This is a genomic window from Candidatus Pantoea formicae (assembly GCF_011752625.1).
Lineage (GTDB): Bacteria > Pseudomonadota > Gammaproteobacteria > Enterobacterales > Enterobacteriaceae > Pantoea > Pantoea formicae.
On sequence record NZ_VWXD01000006.1, the window covers coordinates 12,565 to 31,198 of the forward strand.

20 protein-coding genes are annotated in these 18,634 nt (G+C 51.8%); 12 read left to right on the forward strand and 8 right to left on the reverse strand.

Annotated features, from left to right (window positions below):
* Window positions 1-6: 6 nt before the first annotated feature.
* From F3J38_RS17450 to F3J38_RS17480, 7 genes are all read right to left on the reverse strand, one after another.
* Window positions 7-696 carry an amino acid ABC transporter permease gene (locus tag F3J38_RS17450; RefSeq protein ID WP_205298314.1) on the reverse strand — a complete coding sequence of 230 codons (690 nt, stop codon included), beginning with the start codon at window positions 694-696 and terminating at the stop codon, window positions 7-9.
* Window positions 697-775: 79 nt separating this feature from the next.
* Window positions 776-1,591 carry a transporter substrate-binding domain-containing protein gene (locus F3J38_RS17455; protein ID WP_039327144.1) on the reverse strand — a complete coding sequence of 272 codons (816 nt, stop codon included), beginning with the start codon at window positions 1,589-1,591 and terminating at the stop codon, window positions 776-778.
* Window positions 1,592-1,611: 20 nt separating this feature from the next.
* A complete protein-coding gene (locus tag F3J38_RS17460) occupies window positions 1,612-2,349 on the reverse strand; it encodes an amino acid ABC transporter ATP-binding protein (protein WP_160833014.1) in 738 nt (245 codons plus the stop codon).
* A gap of 12 nt (window positions 2,350-2,361) precedes the next feature.
* Window positions 2,362-2,928: a peroxidase-related enzyme gene (locus tag F3J38_RS17465; RefSeq protein ID WP_167140539.1), complete on the reverse strand. Its 567-nt coding sequence runs from the start codon at window positions 2,926-2,928 to the stop codon at window positions 2,362-2,364.
* Entirely contained in the window at window positions 2,925-3,407 is a 483-nt protein-coding gene (locus F3J38_RS17470) for a CMD domain-containing protein (RefSeq protein ID WP_167140542.1), read from the reverse strand. The genes F3J38_RS17465 and F3J38_RS17470 overlap by 4 nt, the downstream gene beginning before the upstream one ends.
* The gene (locus tag F3J38_RS17475; protein ID WP_167140544.1) at window positions 3,404-4,858 is read right to left on the reverse strand and encodes an NAD(P)-binding domain-containing protein; all 1,455 of its coding nucleotides are present in this window, start codon (window positions 4,856-4,858) and stop codon (window positions 3,404-3,406) included. The genes F3J38_RS17470 and F3J38_RS17475 overlap by 4 nt, the downstream gene beginning before the upstream one ends.
* Before the next feature lie 335 nt (window positions 4,859-5,193).
* Window positions 5,194-6,153: a LysR family transcriptional regulator gene (locus tag F3J38_RS17480; RefSeq protein WP_167140546.1), complete on the reverse strand. Its 960-nt coding sequence runs from the start codon at window positions 6,151-6,153 to the stop codon at window positions 5,194-5,196.
* A gap of 262 nt (window positions 6,154-6,415) precedes the next feature.
* On the opposite strand from F3J38_RS17480, the gene F3J38_RS17485 reads away from it, so the two are divergent.
* From F3J38_RS17485 to F3J38_RS17525, 9 genes are all read left to right on the forward strand, one after another.
* Complete coding sequence (locus F3J38_RS17485) at window positions 6,416-7,810, forward strand: MFS transporter (RefSeq protein WP_167140548.1); 1,395 nt, start codon at window positions 6,416-6,418, stop codon at window positions 7,808-7,810.
* 538 nt (window positions 7,811-8,348) lie between these two features.
* Window positions 8,349-8,882: a fimbrial protein gene (locus F3J38_RS17490; RefSeq protein ID WP_167140550.1), complete on the forward strand. Its 534-nt coding sequence runs from the start codon at window positions 8,349-8,351 to the stop codon at window positions 8,880-8,882.
* Between the two features lie 87 nt (window positions 8,883-8,969).
* Complete coding sequence (locus F3J38_RS17495) at window positions 8,970-9,518, forward strand: fimbrial protein (protein ID WP_167140552.1); 549 nt, start codon at window positions 8,970-8,972, stop codon at window positions 9,516-9,518.
* A 13-nt stretch (window positions 9,519-9,531) separates the two neighbouring features.
* The gene (locus F3J38_RS17500; RefSeq protein ID WP_369411015.1) at window positions 9,532-12,033 is read left to right on the forward strand and encodes an outer membrane usher protein; all 2,502 of its coding nucleotides are present in this window, start codon (window positions 9,532-9,534) and stop codon (window positions 12,031-12,033) included.
* Between the two features lie 50 nt (window positions 12,034-12,083).
* A complete protein-coding gene (locus F3J38_RS17505) occupies window positions 12,084-12,848 on the forward strand; it encodes a fimbria/pilus periplasmic chaperone (protein WP_167140554.1) in 765 nt (254 codons plus the stop codon).
* Window positions 12,849-12,876: 28 nt separating this feature from the next.
* Window positions 12,877-13,482 (forward strand): fimbrial protein, encoded by a 606-nt coding sequence (locus F3J38_RS17510; protein ID WP_167140556.1) that lies wholly within the window; start codon window positions 12,877-12,879, stop codon window positions 13,480-13,482.
* Entirely contained in the window at window positions 13,475-13,975 is a 501-nt protein-coding gene (locus F3J38_RS17515; RefSeq protein WP_167140559.1) for a fimbrial protein, read from the forward strand. Before F3J38_RS17510 ends, F3J38_RS17515 begins: the two co-directional genes overlap by 8 nt.
* A gap of 81 nt (window positions 13,976-14,056) precedes the next feature.
* The gene (locus F3J38_RS17520; RefSeq protein ID WP_167140561.1) at window positions 14,057-14,803 is read left to right on the forward strand and encodes an MrpH family fimbial adhesin; all 747 of its coding nucleotides are present in this window, start codon (window positions 14,057-14,059) and stop codon (window positions 14,801-14,803) included.
* Between the two features lie 102 nt (window positions 14,804-14,905).
* Window positions 14,906-15,229, forward strand: a complete 324-nt coding sequence (locus F3J38_RS17525) for a gamma-glutamylcyclotransferase family protein (RefSeq protein WP_167140562.1) — start codon at window positions 14,906-14,908, stop codon at window positions 15,227-15,229.
* Here the strand turns inward: F3J38_RS17525 and F3J38_RS17530 are convergent.
* Window positions 15,221-16,177 (reverse strand): MurR/RpiR family transcriptional regulator, encoded by a 957-nt coding sequence (locus F3J38_RS17530; RefSeq protein WP_167140564.1) that lies wholly within the window; start codon window positions 16,175-16,177, stop codon window positions 15,221-15,223. The two genes, F3J38_RS17525 and F3J38_RS17530, sit on opposite strands and share 9 nt — an antisense overlap.
* A gap of 292 nt (window positions 16,178-16,469) precedes the next feature.
* On the opposite strand from F3J38_RS17530, the gene F3J38_RS17535 reads away from it, so the two are divergent.
* From F3J38_RS17535 to F3J38_RS17545, 3 genes are read left to right on the forward strand one after another with little or no spacing between them, the layout of a single operon-like run.
* Window positions 16,470-16,775 (forward strand): PTS sugar transporter subunit IIB, encoded by a 306-nt coding sequence (locus tag F3J38_RS17535; RefSeq protein WP_167140566.1) that lies wholly within the window; start codon window positions 16,470-16,472, stop codon window positions 16,773-16,775.
* A gap of 60 nt (window positions 16,776-16,835) precedes the next feature.
* Window positions 16,836-17,177, forward strand: coding sequence for a PTS lactose/cellobiose transporter subunit IIA (locus F3J38_RS17540; protein WP_167140568.1), 342 nt, complete (start codon window positions 16,836-16,838; stop codon window positions 17,175-17,177).
* Window positions 17,170-18,486: a 6-phospho-beta-glucosidase gene (locus tag F3J38_RS17545; protein WP_167140570.1), complete on the forward strand. Its 1,317-nt coding sequence runs from the start codon at window positions 17,170-17,172 to the stop codon at window positions 18,484-18,486. The genes F3J38_RS17540 and F3J38_RS17545 overlap by 8 nt, the downstream gene beginning before the upstream one ends.
* The last annotated feature ends 148 nt before the right edge of the window (window positions 18,487-18,634 follow it).

Sequence of the window (18,634 nt, forward strand, 5' to 3'; positions counted from 1 at the left end):
CCCTACTCAGACGCTGGTGGTGAACTTCACGCGCGCCGCAGACTTTGAGCTGTACTTCGCATGACGTTGTTCGAAGAAACGAATAATCAACCAGGCCACGCCGCACAGCAGCGAGTAAAGCACCGCCAACACCAGATAGGTGCCGAACTGATACTGGTTGTAGTCGCGTTCCATAATCAGGTGCGCTGTTGCCATCACATCCGCCGCCCCGATGTACATCACCAGCGCCACGTTGTGAATCAGGTAGATAATCGCATTGCCGTAGCCAGGCAATGCGAAGTGCACCGCCTGCGGCCCAATCACACGCAGCATTTTCTGGCGGAAGCTGTAGCCAAGGCTGTCGGTGGCATCGTGCTGACCCCGTTCCACCGCAAGGTATGCCGGTCGCATCACTTCCGACAGATAGCCGCCGTGATACAGGCTCAGGCCGATCATCGCCGCCACGTTAGCGGTAAAGAAGTCGCCAAAGCCAAAATTATCGGTAATCAGCGGCATGCCGTAAAAAGCGACAAACAGCTGTAAAACCACCGGCACACTGCGCGCGTAGGAAACGTAAAGATCGGCCAGTTGGCTTAACACGGGAATACGGCGCACGCGGAAAACGGTGGCGATCAGCGCCAGAAAGAACCCGGCAATCATCGCGACAAACATGATGCCGAGCGTCAGTGGCAGCGCCGACAGCAGTTCTGGAATCATGGAGGATAGATTCACGGTGAAACACTCCTGCTAAAAAGGACAGCATGCACCCGGCTCAACACCGGGCGCAGTGAATCTATTACTTCATGTACTTAGTGACTTCTTCGCCGAACCACTTCTGCGCCAGCTTATCCAGCGTGCCGTCGTCTTTCAGTTCTTTCAGCGCTTTGTTCACGTCATCGTTCAGGGCCTGGTTTTCGGCAGAACGGTGGATCAGCACATAGGTGTTGTTAATCACCACTGGCTCACTGGCTTTGATCGCCAGTTTCTGGTTGTCGATCACCGTCTGCTCACCGAGGTTTGAAGGCAGGATCAGCGCATCGTATTTGCCGTTCTGCACTTCTTTCAGGCGATCCGGGTAAGGCACACCGGCACTGGACGCTTTGATGGTGATTTTGTCGTTCGGGTTATCCTGCTGCCACTGGGTGACGAACTTATACACGCCGCCGCCTGCGGTGACCGGCACGATATTCTTACCGACCAGATCCTTCATACCATTAATATTGCTGTCGCTACGGCTGTAGATCTTCATCAGGCTGGCACCGATCGGTGCATCCGGGATCAGGAACTGTTTGCTGCGTGCAGGCGCTTTGTAGTAACCGCCGGTCGCCATGTCGTACTTGCCGGTGACCAGGCCGGTTTCCTGCGCGATATCCGCCGCGCCTTCCATCACAAATTTGTACTGTGGCAGTTTCGCGTTGATGGCTTTCAGCACGTCCGGCTCATAGCCTTGTGGTTCGTGACCAATCGCGCCCCACGATAGCGGTTTGGATTCTGCTGCGGTGGCGATTTTGATGGTGCGAACCGCGTCAGCGAAGCTGTTACCGCTGATCAGGGCTAAAGCGATGATGCCAGGCGCGGCCAGGCGACGTAATGTGGTTTTGATTGCAGGCATGTCTCTGATTCCTTTAATTATTAGAATGCTCGTTCTGAACTGAGGAACTGTGCAAGGCGCGGCAGGGTTGGGTTATCAAACATTTCAGTCGGACTGCCCTGCGCGGCCACGACACCCTGATCCATAAACACGATGCGATTCGAAATGCTTTTTGCGAACTGCATCTCATGCGTCACCAGCAGCGAGGTAATGCCGGATGACGCCACGTCTTTAATCACTTTCAGCACTTCCCCCACCAGCTCCGGATCGAGCGATGAGGTCGGTTCATCAAACAGCATCACATCCGGACGCACCGCCAAAGCACGGGCGATCCCGGTACGCTGTAACTGGCCGCCAGACAGCTGCGACGGGTAGTGATCGAGCTTGGCACCCAGGCCCACGCGCTCCAGCTCCTGCACGGCGATGTCGCGCGCTTGCTGTTTGGTTTTACGCTGAATGACGATCAGCGGATCCATCACGTTTTCCAGCACCGTCATGTTTTTGAACACGTTAAACTGCTGGAACACCATGGCGGTGCGCAGACGGATCGCCTGGATCGCCGCTTTATCCGGTGACTGATAATCCATGCGGATCTGATCCAGCTGAATGGTCCCGGCTGACGGCTTCGCCAGATAATTAATGCAGCGCAGTAGCGTGGTTTTCCCGGTGCCGCTTGGCCCGATGATCGACACCACATCGCCGCGTTTTACCGACAGATCAACCCCTTTGAGGATCGGATTGCTGCCGTAAGAGAGCGTAATATTGTTGAGTTCTAACATCCGGTGCAGCCCTTATTTGTTCAGGTCAGCATGGCCGAGCACATGCATCAGACGGTTGGCCCAGCCGAAAATGGCGATGGCGTGGATGAGATCAATAATCTCCTGATCGTTCATACCGACCGCCCGCAGTGCCGCCATATCTTCCGGCGTGGCTTCAGAAGGCGTGACCGATAAACGACGAGCAAAGCGGTAGATCGCCGCATCGCGTTCATCTAACGCGTCCGCTCTATCAAAATAGATGGCACTGACCACGGCGTCACTTTCTGCCAGCTGGACGTGACGGCGCGCATGCACCACCGCGCAATAACGACAGCCGTTAACGATGGAAGCCCCCAGTGCGCCCAGCTCACGATCGGCGCGATCGAGGCCACCTTCGACATACATGATGGCGTTGAACAGCCCGGTACGTGCGGTGTAGCTCTCAGGATCGTGGACCAGCGTGCGCACGTACTCGGAGATCTTCTTGTTAGAGGGGGTCACCTTCATCGCATCCAGCTGCGCCGGTGTCGCCTGTTCAACGTCAACAGGGGTGATATACGGATGCCAGTGCAGTGGCTTGAGATTAACCGACGGAATCATGCGGACCTCAGCAGACGTAAGCCAGCCGCCACGCGCGTCTGGAAGTTAACAAAGGCGATCAGCTCAGAGAGCGCGACAATTTGCGGGTTGCTCAAACCGGCCTGCTCCAGCAAGCGAATATGCTGCTCAGTGGCCTGAGTCGGCTGTTGTGTCACCATGTCGGCATGACGCGCGATGGTCGCCAGCGGTTCGTTTGCGACAGCGCAACCCGATGCCAGCGCCAGTAGGGCTTCGGACGGGTTTAACGCCGCCAGCTGCGCCTGGTAATCTCGTTGCAGCGGCGCATCGTAGTTCAACACCGCCATACGCTGCGCCAGTGCCAGACGCAGATCCGCAGGCAACCCCTGATCCTCTTCCGGCGTAAGTACTGACACACGGCACGCTTCCGCACCCTCGACAAATTCGGGACGCAGGCGGCGCGTCTGATACAACGCATCTTCTGGTGTTAATCCGGCTGCTTGATCAATAGCGTCGCTCACAACGCGTTCTCCTGTTTGAGTAAGGGGGTTGAATCCACCCATTCATCGCCCTGTAGTTCAGGGGTGTCAAAAGCTTGTAGGTTGGCGTAATGCTGCTCGACGTCCTCGGCAAACAGTGAGGCAGTGATCCCACGCACCAGACGATCGGCCCCGGCGCTCACCGCAGGAATATCGCCGGAGACTTTGCCGTGCGTCAGCATCGCGGCATCGTTGAAGCAGTGGATATGCGCCAGCATCGGGCAGGCATCGGACGTCAGTTCGCGGAACTCAAATGCCGGGCCAAGATCGGGCGCTTCCAGCATGCTGTGGCGCGGATTGCCCATCTCGGGTTGAAAGCGACCATCAGACCAGCTACGAATATGCGGCGCGATAGCGGCAAACTCCGGGCGGCCGTGGAAATCATTGGTGAAGCCGGTGGCGGCGATCAAAAAGTCGTAGTGCAGTGCGCCCTGGGTAGTTTCAATCAGCAAGCCGTCTTCTTCCTGTTTAACGGCGTTAATGCCGCAATCGAGGAAGAAGCGCGCGTTCTCATGGCGTGATACGCGCAGAGTGGAAGAGCGCGGCGGTGGCGTTTGCGTCGCGGCGGTGTAATCGACAAATTTCCATTTCCACGCATCCGGCAACTGATGCATGCCGTGCACCACGCCCTGACTGCCAATGCCGGTCATCTTGTTGATGCGCGGCATTTCTTTGCGGCGAATCAGCAGATCGACGGCAGCAGCGCCCTGTTCCAGCGCGGTGGCCGCGTTATCCATCGACGAGGCGCCTGCACCAATCACCGCGATGCGCTTGCCCTTTAAAGCAGCGAAATCGATGTCATCGGCGGAGTGTGCCCAGAACTGGCGATCAATGCCCTGCAGGAAATCCGGTACGGCAAAGCCGCCGAGACCAGAGCGTCCGGTGGCGAGCACCAAACGACGCGTATAAACACGATCGGTTTCGGCACCCTCCAAATCCAACGCAATTAAATCCCCGGCCTGCGCAATGTGGGTGACCCGCACGTTGTTCTGCACCGGCAGATTCAGCACCTTGCGGTACCAAATCAGGTAATCCATCCACTGCGCTTTAGGGATTTTGTCCAGCTCCTGCCACGCCTCTTTGCCCCACTGCGCCGTGAACCAGGCGCGGAAAGTCAGTTGCGCGAGGCCCAGAGCCGGGCCGTGCAGCGTTTTTGGTGAGCGCAGGGTTTCCATACGCGCAAAGGTGATCCACGGGCCTTCTAATCCGGCGGGGGCAGCGTCATAGGCCACGACATTATTGATGCCGGTGAATTGTAATTTGGCCAGTGCCGCCAAACCGCACATGCCTGCCCCAATCACCACCACATCGCGAACTGGCGCGTCCTGATAAGTGCGTTCAGGCACCCATGATTTGGCAGGCAGTTCCAGAAATTCCAGATCCTGCTGAAGCTGAGCTTCCAGCGCGGCAAGACCTTTGGCGGCATACGTCATAGAGAGATTTCCCTGGTGTCAGCGATCGCGTTGAGAGCGAGCGAAAACGGTTAAAACGCGCCGATGGCACTGCCTTTTTTATTATCTATAAATCGCATAATAGGCAGCTAACAATCATCAATACGCATAATAGGAGCTAAGTTTTCGCATAATCCTCTTGCGCTAAATGTGAGTCAAGATTTTCGCTCAGGATTTGACCAATGGATTTCTTATATCTTATGCCAAAAAAGTTATAAGCGTTGAAAATGAAGGAATTGTTTATGGCGGTGTGACTGACTGCGCATTGCAAAATTGAGACGCGCAGGGTCACTTTTTATGGGGACCGCAGGCCGCGATCAGTCCTGGTTGATAATTCGCATAATGCGCGGATGTTCACTGGCTGGCAGGCGTTCAAATCCCGGCAGCAGCTGAGCTGCGGCGTCCGCCAGCGCTTCCACCAGCGCCTGCGCAGCGCTGGAAATCTGGCGACCTTGCGGCGTGATCACGCCAAAGAAGTAAGGGATGTCTTCCTGAATCGGACGAATCGCCACCCCGGCCAGCGGCATACCCCAGCCGGTCACGGGTTCGAGAATCGCCACGCCCAATCCGGCGCGCACACACCCCAGAATATTCGCCGACGAGTTGGTTTCAATGGTTTCTGGCAGCGGTGCTTTCACCTTCTTCAAGGCTTTTTCATAGCGTCCGCGTAGGCGCTGCGGGCTCCAGGGGGCAATTAAGCGGCGGCCTGCCAGTTGACTCAGAGATAGCGCACTGTGTGCCGCCAGCTCATCTTCTTCCGGCAAGGCAATCACGCACTGAGACTGACCGATCCAGTGCAACTCCACCGCATGGTGCTCCAGCGGCAAGCTGCACAAACCGATGTCTGCTTCAGCTGTAATCACCGCATGTGCCGTCTGTACGGCGGACTCACTGATGATTTGCACTTTGTTCTGTAAATTGAGTGTCGCCAGCGCCTGCGGCAGTAAACCAGCAGCCAGGGCGGGTGTCGCAGCAATACTCAGCGGGCGATGCTGCTGATGCGCTATCTCCTGCGCCCGCAGGCGGATCTGTTGCAGCGACAGCAAGGCTTTCTGCACATACTGATGCAGCTGCAGTGCTTCTTCGGAGGGATGAATACGCGGACCGTTGCGAATAAACAGGGGATAACCCAGCGACTGCTCCAGCTCCTGAATCAGACGCGATACCGCAGGCTGCGAGCGGTTCAGCGCTTTGGCCGCCGCTGTCACGCTGCCTGCTGAAATCACAGCGGAGAAAGCTTCCAACTGGCGCAGATCGAGGTCGTTTAACAGGGTCATGCGTGGTTACTTCCCTAAATCATTGATTGTCCCCGGCAATATGGCGGGAAAAATCTATCATAGAGAGAGTCTTGCTCATTCGCTACTGCATTGTGACCAAGGCGAAAGCGTCTGCTTATCAGCAATGAAGAATGAGGGTGATTATGCGTTTACGCCGATGAAATGCCGTAAACGCTTGCTTAAGCTGCGGTGAGGTATAAAACTGCCAGTCAGATCACATTTCAATAACATCCTCAGGGCGCAGGAAGCAGGGGAAACCATCATGACGCATCCAACTTCACAACCACACCGTACCCCGCTGTTAGCGCTACTGGTTGCGGTTACCTTCTTTATGGAAAACCTTGACGCCACGGTCATCACCACCGCTATTCCGCAAATGGCACGGGATTTCGCTGCCAGCCCGGTGGCGTTGAATGTGGGCGTGAGTGCTTACCTGTTAGCCGTCGCGGTGGGGATCCCCATGAGTGGCTGGCTGGCAGAACGCTTTGGCGCACGCACCGTATTTGCGAGTGCCATTCTGATTTTTACCCTCGCTTCGGTGATGTGCGGTATCAGCGATACCTTACCAATGTTCACATTGAGCCGAATTTTGCAGGGCATCGGCGGCGCAATGATGGTACCGGTCGGTCGTATGGTGGTGCTGCGCGTGACGGAAAAGAAGGACATGGTGAAAACCATCGCCTTTATTACCTGGCCGGGATTGATCGCCCCCGTACTTGGTCCACCATTGGGTGGATTAATTGTGACCTACGGACATTGGCCTTGGATCTTCTGGCTCAACATTCCGCTTGGTATCCTTGCGATCATCGCCACCGGATATCTGGTACCGCAGTTCAAAGCCGAACAACGGCGCCCATTTGATGTTCGCGGTTTCGTGCTGACAGCCACTGCCTGTACCGCGTTGATTCTTGCGTTAGAAGTCCTCGGTCAGATGCATCTAAACCTCGGCGTTCCGCTGTTGCTGTTGGGTATCCTGTGCAGCGTGCTGGCCTATCACCACAGCTTCCGCCATCCGCAGCCGTTACTCCCTTTCAACACACTCACCATTAGCACCTTCCGCAATGCTGCCGTGGGCGGTTCGCTGTTCCGCGCCTCAATTAACGCCGTGCCTTTTCTGCTGCCTCTGCTGTTCCAACTGGGATTCGGCTGGAGTGCGGCACAGGCAGGTACCATGGTGTTGTGGGTTTTTGCGGGTAATCTGGCAATGAAACCCGCCACGACCTGGTTGATGAAGCGCTGGGGTTTTCGTCAGGTATTAATGATCAATGGGGTAATCAGCCTGGCAACCATGCTGGGCTGCATGTTGCTCAGCCCTTCACTCGGTTACTTCGCCATCGCCACGATCTTGTTCGTTGGCGGGCTGTCACGTTCACTGCAATTCAGCTGCTATAACAGCCTGGGATTCGCAGATGTACCGCAAGCCAAAATGGGGGATGCCTCTGTGATGTTCAGCATTTTCTTCCAGTTCAGCATGAGCGCGGGGATCGCTTTAGCTGCCTTGTTCCTACGCGGTTCAATGCTGTGGCATGAGCACACCACCATTACACAAAGTGATATCCGTATCGCCTTTGCCGGTGTCGCGCTGCTGGTGTTAATGTCGTTGTTTGACGTGTGGCGACTGGAGAAGAATGCCGGATCACAGGTTCTTAGCCGGTAGTCGAGAGCGCCCGTAGCCGTATAAGCTGCGGGCGAATAGCACCGTAAGGGGCAGCACGCCCCCTGAGAAAAAAGGGTTCGTTAGTACGCCTAACCGTAACAAGGCATAATCAATTAGGTGACTATCACATTCACTCGACGCTAATCGTGTTATTTTATTTAAAATGACCTTCCAGCGTCCCTTATGCAATATTGCAGTTAGCTTGCGCCTCTCCATGCTTGCCCGATGTAATATAACCCTGACAAACACCCCATTTATTCACTACAAAAACACCATAGAAATCCGATTCCCCTAGAAATACACCCTATCCATAATGGCTCGCATACAAGCCAACGCATTAAAAAATCAAATGGCTAAGCGAAACATATCATGCCTATTGATATCGCATGATGAAGGAGCACCTGTTAACAGCGTGCAAATGCTGGTCTCTTAAGACGAAATAAGAGTGCCACCTCTCTTTACGTCCTAAGAAACATCAAAACACCATGACTCTTTTAAAAGAGAAAACATGGAAAAATAACAAAATGGAAGATATTAAATGAAAAAGAGTATTATTGCTTTGTCAATGTTAAGTCTGTTTGCCGTCTCCTCTGTACATGCTAAATCGGGAAAAGTCACCTTTACCGGTTCTATTATTGATGCTCCATGTTCAATCGCGCCTGGATCAGTGGATCAAACTGTTTCACTGGGTGCCATTTCAAATGTCGTACTGGCTGAAAATGGCAATACCGGCAGTTCAACACCTCAGCGCTTCACCATTGAATTAGAAGATTGCGTGATTGCCACTCCGGGTACTAAAGATAAAGTCACGACCCGCTTCACGGGAGCCCCTTCTTCTTATGATTCCGATAGCCTGGCGCTGGTCGGTGGCACTGCGGGTGGTGCATCTATTCAGTTATTCGCCAATAACGGCGCTAAAGTCAAAATCAACACACCAACTGCTGAACAACAGCTATTTAACGGTGGCAATACGTTGAGCTTTACCGCGAATGTTAAAGGCGGTGGTTCAACCTCAACAATTGTGCCAGGTACGTTCCAGGTGCCCGCCAATTTCGTTCTGAGCTACAACTAATTAGCCATTCGCCCCAACCGTGAGCGATACCCCTGCGGCAATCATGCCGCAGGTTTTGTAAAACCTTAATGATTTGGGAGCAGAAAAATGAAATTTTGGCTCTCAATTTCATTCGCCTTCACAACCCTGATATCCGTTTATAGCAGTGCATCATTAGGCGCCGAAGCGATGATCGCTGGACAAAAAACGGGACATGTCAATATTACCGGCTCGATAATGGGTGCCCCTTGTACTATTGAAGTCGGTGAACCGGATCAAACACTCAACATCGGCAATCATGCTGTTAGTCATATTATCAAAGAGGGTCGCGGCCCTGAGCACATTTTCTCCATTCAACTCTATGGCTGCTCATTTAACGAAGATGAAAAACAATCATCGACAAACAATATATTCAGAATAATGTTTGATGGCGAAAATGATTTTGGGCACTTCAGAAACCTAGGATCTGCTAACGGTATTGCGATCATGATAAGCGATCCACAAGGAAATATTGCTTCACCTGGCAGGCATCTTCCACATGGAAGATTAGAAAAGGATATGCGGTTTGATTACATTCTTAACTTGATTAGCAATCAAGATATTATCCAACCGGGCGATCTGCAATTAACCATCCGTTTTAGAATAGATTACAACTAACAGGAATATTATTGTGTCGATCTTTTTCGCTCGCAATTTAACCTCAATATTAATCATCATCACACTTGGGGTTATTTTCCTAACAATTTTGGCGAAAACGTCCATGGCTTCCACTGAAGTTCAATTTAACACTGATGTGCTGGATATCAAGGATCGCAGTAATATCGATCTCAGCCAGTTTTCGCGCAAAGGCTTTATCTTACCGGGTAGCTACACTCTTGCTATTCACATCAACGCGAGCACATTGCCTGAGCGAGCCATTCATTTTTACCCTTCAGAACAAGATAAAAACGAAACCCTCTCTTGCATTTCACCTGAGATAATTCCCCTCATTGGGTTAAAAGAAGCGGCGCTTTCTCGTTTGAAATGGTGGCATAACGGGGAGTGTCTCGACTTTCAGAGTCTGAATGGCGTGACGGCACGAACCGATCTCGGTAAATCAACCCTCTTCATCAGCATCCCGCAAGCTTACCTTGAGTACAGCAGCCCGACCTGGGATCCTCCAGCGCGTTGGGAAGAAGGCATTTCTGGCCTGCTCTTTGACTACAACGTTAATGCGCAGAATGTCAGCCAAAAGGTACAGGGAGCCAAAAGTGGCATAAATGTCTCGGGTAATGGCACGACCGGTGTCAATTTTGACGCATGGCGCTTCCGTGCTGATTGGCAAGCCCGCCACGATCGCCGGGATACCGGCGCACAATCCCCCACTCGCTGGGATTGGAGCCGTTTTTATGGCTATCGAGCATTGCGAAAAATTGGCGCGAAATTAACGGCAGGTGAGGACTACCTCAACTCAAACCTTTTCGACAGTTTTCGCTACACCGGCTTAAACCTGATGTCAGATGACAATATGCTGCCCCCTAACCTACGCGGTTACGCACCGGAAATCAGTGGCGTCGCGAAAAACAATGCGAAGGTGGTTATCAGCCAACAGGGAAGAATTATTAAAGAAGTACAAATCCCTGCGGGCCCATATCGCATTCAAGATCTTGATAGTGCCGTATCAGGCAACCTTGATGTCCGAGTTGAAGAGCAAGATGGCGAAGTACACCAATTCCAAGTGAATACGGCCACTATTCCATATCTAACCCGGCCAGGACAGTTTCGTTATAAAACCACCGTGGGCAAACCCTCCGATTTTGCACACAACGTTGAAGGCCCCTTATTTGCTGCTGGAGAATTCGCATGGGGGATCAGCAACGGCTGGTCACTGTATAGCGGAGGGATTGGCGGCGGTGACTATCATGCTTTGTCGCTGGGAATTGGCCGGGATCTCCTCGCACTGGGCGCGTTGTCCACGGACATCACGACCTCAGCGGCTAAATTTGCTCATCAAGAGACCCAGCGAGGTAATGCCTGGCGCATAAGTTATGCAAAACGGTTTGACCAATTAGGGAGCCAAGTGACCTTTGCTGGCTATCGCTTCTCAGACAGTGGTTTCCGCTCAATGGGTGAATACGTCAATACGTTTAAGGGTGATACAACTTCAGGCCGTAATAAAGAGATGTATACCCTGTCATTGAATCAGCAATTTGAGTCACTAAACCTGACGACTTATCTCAATTACAACCATCAAACATACTGGAACCAAGACGCCAATCATCGTTATGACTTTTCACTTTCACGCAGTGTTGATTTAGCAAAATTTAAAAACGTAAACCTCTCACTGACGGCTTACCGTAATAAATTTAATCAGATGAGTGACAGCGGCATGTATATCTCTTTGTCGCTGCCTTGGGGGCAGTCCGGCACCGCAAGTTACAATGGTTCATACGCGAAAGGAAATACACTCAATAATGTGAGCTATTACCGTCGGGTCAGTGACACTGATTCCTATCAAATCAATGGGGGCATTGCCAGCACCGGTACTGACTTAGGTGGCTACTACACACACAAAAGCACTTATGCACAGTTCAACACTTCAGCAAGCTATCGGGCAGGTCAATATCAAGCACTAGGGTTATCACTGCAAGGCGGCGCAACGTTAACGCCACAAGGTGGCGCATTGCACAGCGCGAGCCTTGCGGGCGGTACGCGAATGTTGGTGGATACCGAAGATGTTGCTGGCGTTCCTTTTTCAGGAATTGGTCATTCCGTTAAAACGAATCAGTTTGGCAAAGCGATCATTGCTGATGTGAGTAGCTATTATCGAAATAGCGTACGTATCAATGTCGATAAGCTGGACGACAATATGGAAGCCCTAAAATCAGTCGCACAAGGCACATTAACAGAAGGCGCGATTGGATATCGTCGTTTTAGTGTTATTTCAGGCGAGAAGTCAATGGCAATAGTGAGATTAGCAGATGGCTCCCCTCCCCCCTTTGGCGCAAGTGTCTTTAATAAAAAGAACCAAGAGACCGGGATCATAAATGATGGCGGAAGTGTTTATCTGAGTGGTATTCAACCTGGTGAATCAATGACGTTGCGCTGGAATGATGAAGATCAATGTCGGATAAATTTGCCACAACAAATACCTGCCAATATGTCGGCTAACTTATCGCTTTCCTGTACTTAAATTCATGCTCATGAAGTGAACCTATTAAAAAACCAAACAGAGTATATCTAATGAAGAAAAAAACGCTTAAAAATACCTTTTTGCTTGTCGCGTTGAGTTTGATGGCGCAGTCAGCTTTAGCCGCTATATCTCTTGACAGAACTCGCATTATTTATCCTGGCACTGAGAAGTCAGTGAGTTTGACCGTCAGTAACAAAAACAATGAACTGCCCTACTTAGCGCAGGGATGGCTTGAAGATGAAAATGAAAACAAACTTGAAAGTAATAGCGCATTTATTGTTGTCCCTCCGGTACAGCGAATAGAACCCAAGTCAGAAACTCAAGTGAAAGTACAGTCACTGGTTGCTACTGATGCTTTTAAAGAACTGCCTCAAGATCGGGAATCACTTTTTTACTTTAACTTGAGAGAAATCCCCCCCAGAAGTGACAAACCGAATGTGCTGCAAATTGCGTTACAAACTCGTATAAAGCTTTTTTATCGTCCTGCTGCACTGGCTGAGTCCGCATCGGCCCAACATGCCGCACCCTTTCAAGAGAAGCTGCTGTTAACCAAAAAAGGGGATAAATACTGGGTAAAAAATCCAACGCCTTATTACATCACATTGATTGGTGCCAGTGCGAAAAAAGAGGGTGAAGTCATTAAAGGATTCGAGGCCATGATGGTTGCCCCTTTCTCTGAAAACCTCCTTGGAGGCAGTGCAGCCACATTAGGGGCAAATCCTGTATTGGTCTACGTCAATGATTATGGCGGTCAACCTGCGCTGACCTTTAAATGCCGTGGTGAGACATGCAGCGTAAGCGATCAAAGCAGCTAAAAATAAAACATGATTCTGGGATGAAAAGATGCAAAAGAGTGCCGCCAGCAAGAACGCGTGTATCGCGACTATTACATGCATCGTGGTTTTGACCACACTGCTATGCCCCCCTGCAATGGCTATTTTCAAGGAGGATTTTGCCGCGAGCAACTATGGCATATTACGTGTTCACGGCACATTAACAGAGAGCGCTTGCCGTTTAGATATGCTATCGGCCGATCAAACTGTGAATTTGGGCCACCTATCCACTGCAAACTTAAAAAACGTTGGCGATCAGGGGGTATTAGTCGCGGTTTCACTTGTTTTGCATGATTGCATACGCACCTCATCAACTGAGTCCACTGAAAAAGACAACGTAGCCTGGAGTGCCCATCAGCCCGCGGTATCCTTCACCTTTACCGGCACGCAGGACCCCAGTAACCCACAACTGGTAGAAGTTCGAGGTGCCAGTGGCATAGCTTTGAGACTCAAAGATGCCTCAAAAAACAATGTTGAAATTGGCCAGAAAGGGAAGTCATTACGCTTAACACCTGATAATGCGGTGATGTATTACATTACCGCAGAGCGTACTCGTGGAGAATTGCGAGGAGGAACCTACTCAGCCAACATTAATTTTAGGCTCAATTATGAATAGTAAAATGTTATTCATGCGATGCAACTGTATCGTCATATTGACCACACTCTATTTATTCTCCCCGCATTCGCATGCCTTCTCTTTTGGCATCACTGTTAAGGGAAAAGTCATCGCACCGCCCTGCACAATTAATGATGGCAATGATCTCGCCATTGGTTTTGGTAGCGGTTTAATTGCGGAAAGCATCGATGGTAAGAATTATGAGATACCGATCCCCTACTCATTACACTGCCCTCATGGCTCACCAACCTCACTGAAAATGAAAATTACAGGCTTTGGTTCTCTTTATGATCCTACGCTGTTAAGAACCAGCAAAAACAATCTAGCCATTATGCTGAAAAGTAACAGTCATAAGTTAGATCTAGACAAATGGACTTATTTTAATTACCCAGCAAAACCCACCTTAACCGCGGTGTTAACTCGAAATGCGAGCGGAAGAATTACACTAGGATACTTTTTCTCTACAGCCACGCTAATGGTTGACTATCAATAATCATCAACACCGGCTCTCGAAATAGAAAATAGCTCACTGGACACATGAACTATCCACTGAGAATCACAGCAGGCTAAGAAAATGAAAAAAATAATCATTGTGACGTTGGTTTTCCACATTACCCCTGCAGGTGCTGAAATAATCATGGACGATGTCACGCAGAAGGGGTTTTTAATAACGGGTACCGCTGTTGATAATGGTGCACCCTATCATGATTCCCTACGGTGCGCGCCCTTCAAAACAGACTGCAAGTGGGGAGTGAGAATAAAGTATTATCATGGCATCTTCTCCTACGAGACATGGATCTCCGGCACGGTGCTCACTAAATCTGATGGGGCCAATGCACCGACATTGGAGGAAGGGCGCCAGGCTTGGATCAGTGCATATGGCCATGCAATTCCCTTCTCGGTGAGGTTACCTTTTTATGCCAAATATCCAAGAGTCTGTTGGGGAGCAAGTACCGTACTTTATGGCGACTTTGTAAACTGTTCTTCCGTGGCGCCAGGCCCCTCCAGACCACTATGCTCAGGCAGTGCTGGAACCATCGATTTTGGCAATTTGCAGCAAGATCAGTACAACGGCGCCAGTCAGGCTACTAGCATCAATATCTCATGCACGGCTGCGGCCACCATCCGTTTTACTTCTGGTAGCCAAGTCACACTGAATAATGGCACCAAAGCGACACTCACCTTTAATGGATATTCCCAGGGTAGCAGTTTTACCATGCTATCAGGGGATAACACTGTCAGAGTCAATGCAACGCTGAGTGGCACGCCAACACTGGGTGACTTTACGGGCAGCTCAACCGTCATTCTTAATGTTCTGTAATGCCTGGTTTACTGACTGCATTTTTTGCATCACGACACAGCCGTTGGCGAGTCGCCTGATAAACGTTAGATTCGAATACTTCTGATGACTATGAGGTGTTTAATGCACAGTCTTTTCGTTTACGGCACGCTCGGCCCAGGCCGGCCTAATGCGCATATCATGGAAAATATAGGCGGAAGCTGGCAGCAAGGTTATGTGCTCGGCAACTTGCGTGAAGCGGGCTGGGGTGCAGCGATGGGCTTTCCCGGTATTGAACTCAATGCAGAGGGTGCGCAGGTCAGCGGCTTTGTCTTCAGTTCGGATAACCTTGCCGCACACTGGTCGATGCTTGATGAGTTTGAAGGTGAAGGTTATCAGCGCGTGCCGGTTGAAGTGATGCTGCAAGATGGCAGCACGCTGATGTCAGAAATCTACGCGTTAAAATGATGCCAGTGCCGTTTCCAGTCGATCCAGCGCGCAAAGAATGCCATAGCTGCGCGCGTGTTGGGCGTCAGGCAACGGCAACCAGATGTCGGCTTGGTTCGCCAGATCCAGCCCCGTCGGGCAGATCGCAATCACCGCACTTTTCTGTATGTGTGCATGGTGTACCGCACTGAGCACACTGCTGCTCACCGCATCTGGCGCGAGAATCAGCAGCAGATCATCTGGCTGCAATCGGCTCAGCGTCATGCGCAGCAGATTATCATCCTGAATCCATGCCAGTGACAGCCCCGCAGTCGAAAGCCGCTGATGCACTTCCGCCACCAGCGGTGTTGTCTGCCCTGCCGCACCAATCAACAACACGCTACGGGCTTTTTGTAACGCGCGCGCTGCCCGTTCCCAGGTGGCATTTTCAGCCTGCAACCACTGTTGGGTCAGTGCCTGCTGGATGGCCTCAAGCTGAGGAATTGCTTGTGTGGTCCGCGTTGAAGGAACTGAACTGGCTCGCGCCAGCCGCATGCGCAGATCACGGATATCCTCACAGCCTACCGAACGAGCAAAACGGGTGATGGTGGCGGCGCTCACTTCGGCGCGACCAGCTAACTGTTCAATGGTGGCAGATGCGGCAAACGCGGTATCGTTCAGAATTGCTACCGCAACGCGATTCTCCTGTTGCGTCAGCGAAGGCTGCCGCTGGCGAATCACATCAATAAATACCTCTTCCTGATGTTGACCGGCTTTGCGCACTTGATGCAGAAAATCATCCAGATCACGGCACCCCGCCGAAGCGGCAAAACGCCGTAACACTTCCGGGCTCACGCCTGCCTGTGTCGCCAGCTCTTCCATGGTGGCCTGCGCGCTAACGTGCAGGTTATCCAGAATAAAACGTGCCAGCTTCGATTCCGGCGCATCCATATGTGCCGACTGCTGTCTCAGTTGCCAGACAATATCCATCCGCTCACCACATCCTAGAATTGTGAAGCACCATCATGCATGAAAATATTTTTCAATGTGAGTTTTTTTTCGACTATTTGCACGTATAAGCGGGTTTAAAACGCCAATGCTAACGAAAAATTACAGCACCGATCACAGTCATGAAAAATATTTTCAATTTAAATCACCTCATAAGATATTGATTTAAATGACTTAAATATCTATTCATCAGAAATTCATCTGCCCAAAGGGTATTTACACCGCCTGTGCGACGGGTCTTAAATGGCCTCGACAAATCACAGGAGGAAATCATATGCGAATCGTACTTTGCTGTGCAGCAGGGATGTCCACCAGCATGCTGGTTAGCAAGATGCAGAGTGCCGCCCAAGGACGTGGGCTGGCGATTGATATCAAAGCGGTACCCGTGGCGGAGTTTGAACGCATCCTACCTGACGCTGACGTGGTGCTGCTCGGCCCACAGGTACAATTTGAAGCCGCCAGGCTGACCGCTATCGCAGCGCCGCAAGGCAAATCTGTCGCCGTTATCGACATGATGGATTACGGCATGATGCGTGGTGAACAGGTGCTGGATAAAGCCCTGGCGTTACACGCCTCCTGACTCACCCGTCTTACCCAATCTGACCGACGTAAACACAGCTTTTGCTGTGGGGGATTCTGCATGTCCGAAGAAGTGGTTATCGAGTTTGAAGAACAGATCATGCTGCTGCTGGTTCAGGCTGGCGCCGCCCGCAGTGCGGCACTGAGCGCGCTGCGGGCGGCGCGTGAAGGCCAGTTTGTCGCGGCTGAACAGCAGCTAGCGGCGGCAAGAGCGAGCGTAAAAGACGCGCACCAGCAACAAACCGCGCTGATTAGCCTCGATGAAGGCAGCGGCAAACTGCCTGTCACCCTGATTTTGGTACATGCCCAGGATCACTTGATGAACGCCATGCTGATTCAGGATCTGGCGGGCGAAATCATTGAACTCTACCGCCGCACCGCGGCAGGAGGAAACGATGCTTAAGATGGCGATTATTGGTGGTGGCAGCAGCTATTCACCCGAACTGGTCGAAGGAATCATCAACCGCTATGCACAGTTGCCCGTGACCGAACTGGCACTGGTGGATGTGGAATCGGGACGTGAGAAAGTGAATATCATCGCCGATCTCACCCGCCGTATGCTGCAACAGAATGGATTAGAGCAGGTAAAAGTCAGCGTGCACTTTGAGCTGGACGACGCCATACGCGATGCCCGTTACGTGTTGACTCAGCTGCGCGTTGGCCAGTTGGCGGCACGCGCCGCAGATGAACGCCTCGGTTTGAAATATGGGCGCCTCGGCCAAGAGACTACCGGCGTTGGCGGCTTTGCCAAAGCGCTGCGCACCATTCCGGTGATGCTGGAAGTCGCGCGTAAAGTGGAACAGCTGGCGCCCGATGCCTTTATCATCAACTTCACCAATCCCGCAGGGATAGTGACTGAAGCGGTATCGCGCTACAGCAAAGCCAAAATTATTGGTCTGTGTAATGTGCCCGTGAATATGCATCATATGATTGCTGGCATGCTTAATGCGCCATGGGATGACGTGCAGCTGCGCTTTGCCGGGCTGAATCACCTGGTGTGGGTGCATCAGGTCACCTGTCGAGGCGAAGATGTCACCGCCCAAGTGATCGAGCAACTGTGTGACGGCCAATCGTTGACCATGAACAACATCAAAGATATGCCGTGGTCACCACAATTCCTGCGCGCGCTTAACGCCATTCCTTGTCCGTATCATCGCTACTACTGGCAGACGCCGCAGATGCTGGCCGAAGAGCAGGAGAAAGCCAAAAACGGCCATGAAGGCACGCGCGCAGAGCAAGTGATGAAAGTCGAAGCGGAGCTGTTTGCGTTATACGCCGATCCCCATCTGGCGCATAAACCCGAGCAGTTAAGCTTCCGTGGTGGCGCTTATTACTCTGAAGTGGCGGTCGAACTGATCAGCGCAATTCACAACAACAGTGGCAAAAATCTGGTGGTGAACTGCCGCAACAACGGTGCGATTCAGGGTCTGCCGGATGATGCAGTAGTAGAAGTCAATTGCCTGGTGGATGCCCAAGGTGCGCACCCGCTGGTGTTCGGTGAATTGCCGCCATTGATGAACGGTCTGACGCAGCAGATTAAATCCTTTGAACGCTTAACCATCGAAGCCGCAGTACACGGCGATCGCAACCAGGCGCTGCTGGCCCTGCTGGGGAACCCGTTGGTGGGCGATGTCGCGACGGCTGAACTGTTGCTGGATGAGGTGTTAACGCTGAACCAGCCGTGGCTGCCGCAGTTCTCAGCGGCTGAATAGCGTCGTAGCGGTGCAATCGCGAGAATGTGGCTTCAGACAGGCGCGATACACCGTGTCGCTACGCCATTGAACGGTATTTAGCAAAGTAAAGGTCACCTGCACCAAAGCTAGCGGCGCGATTTATCCGCCGCTACTGACGGTGCAAAAA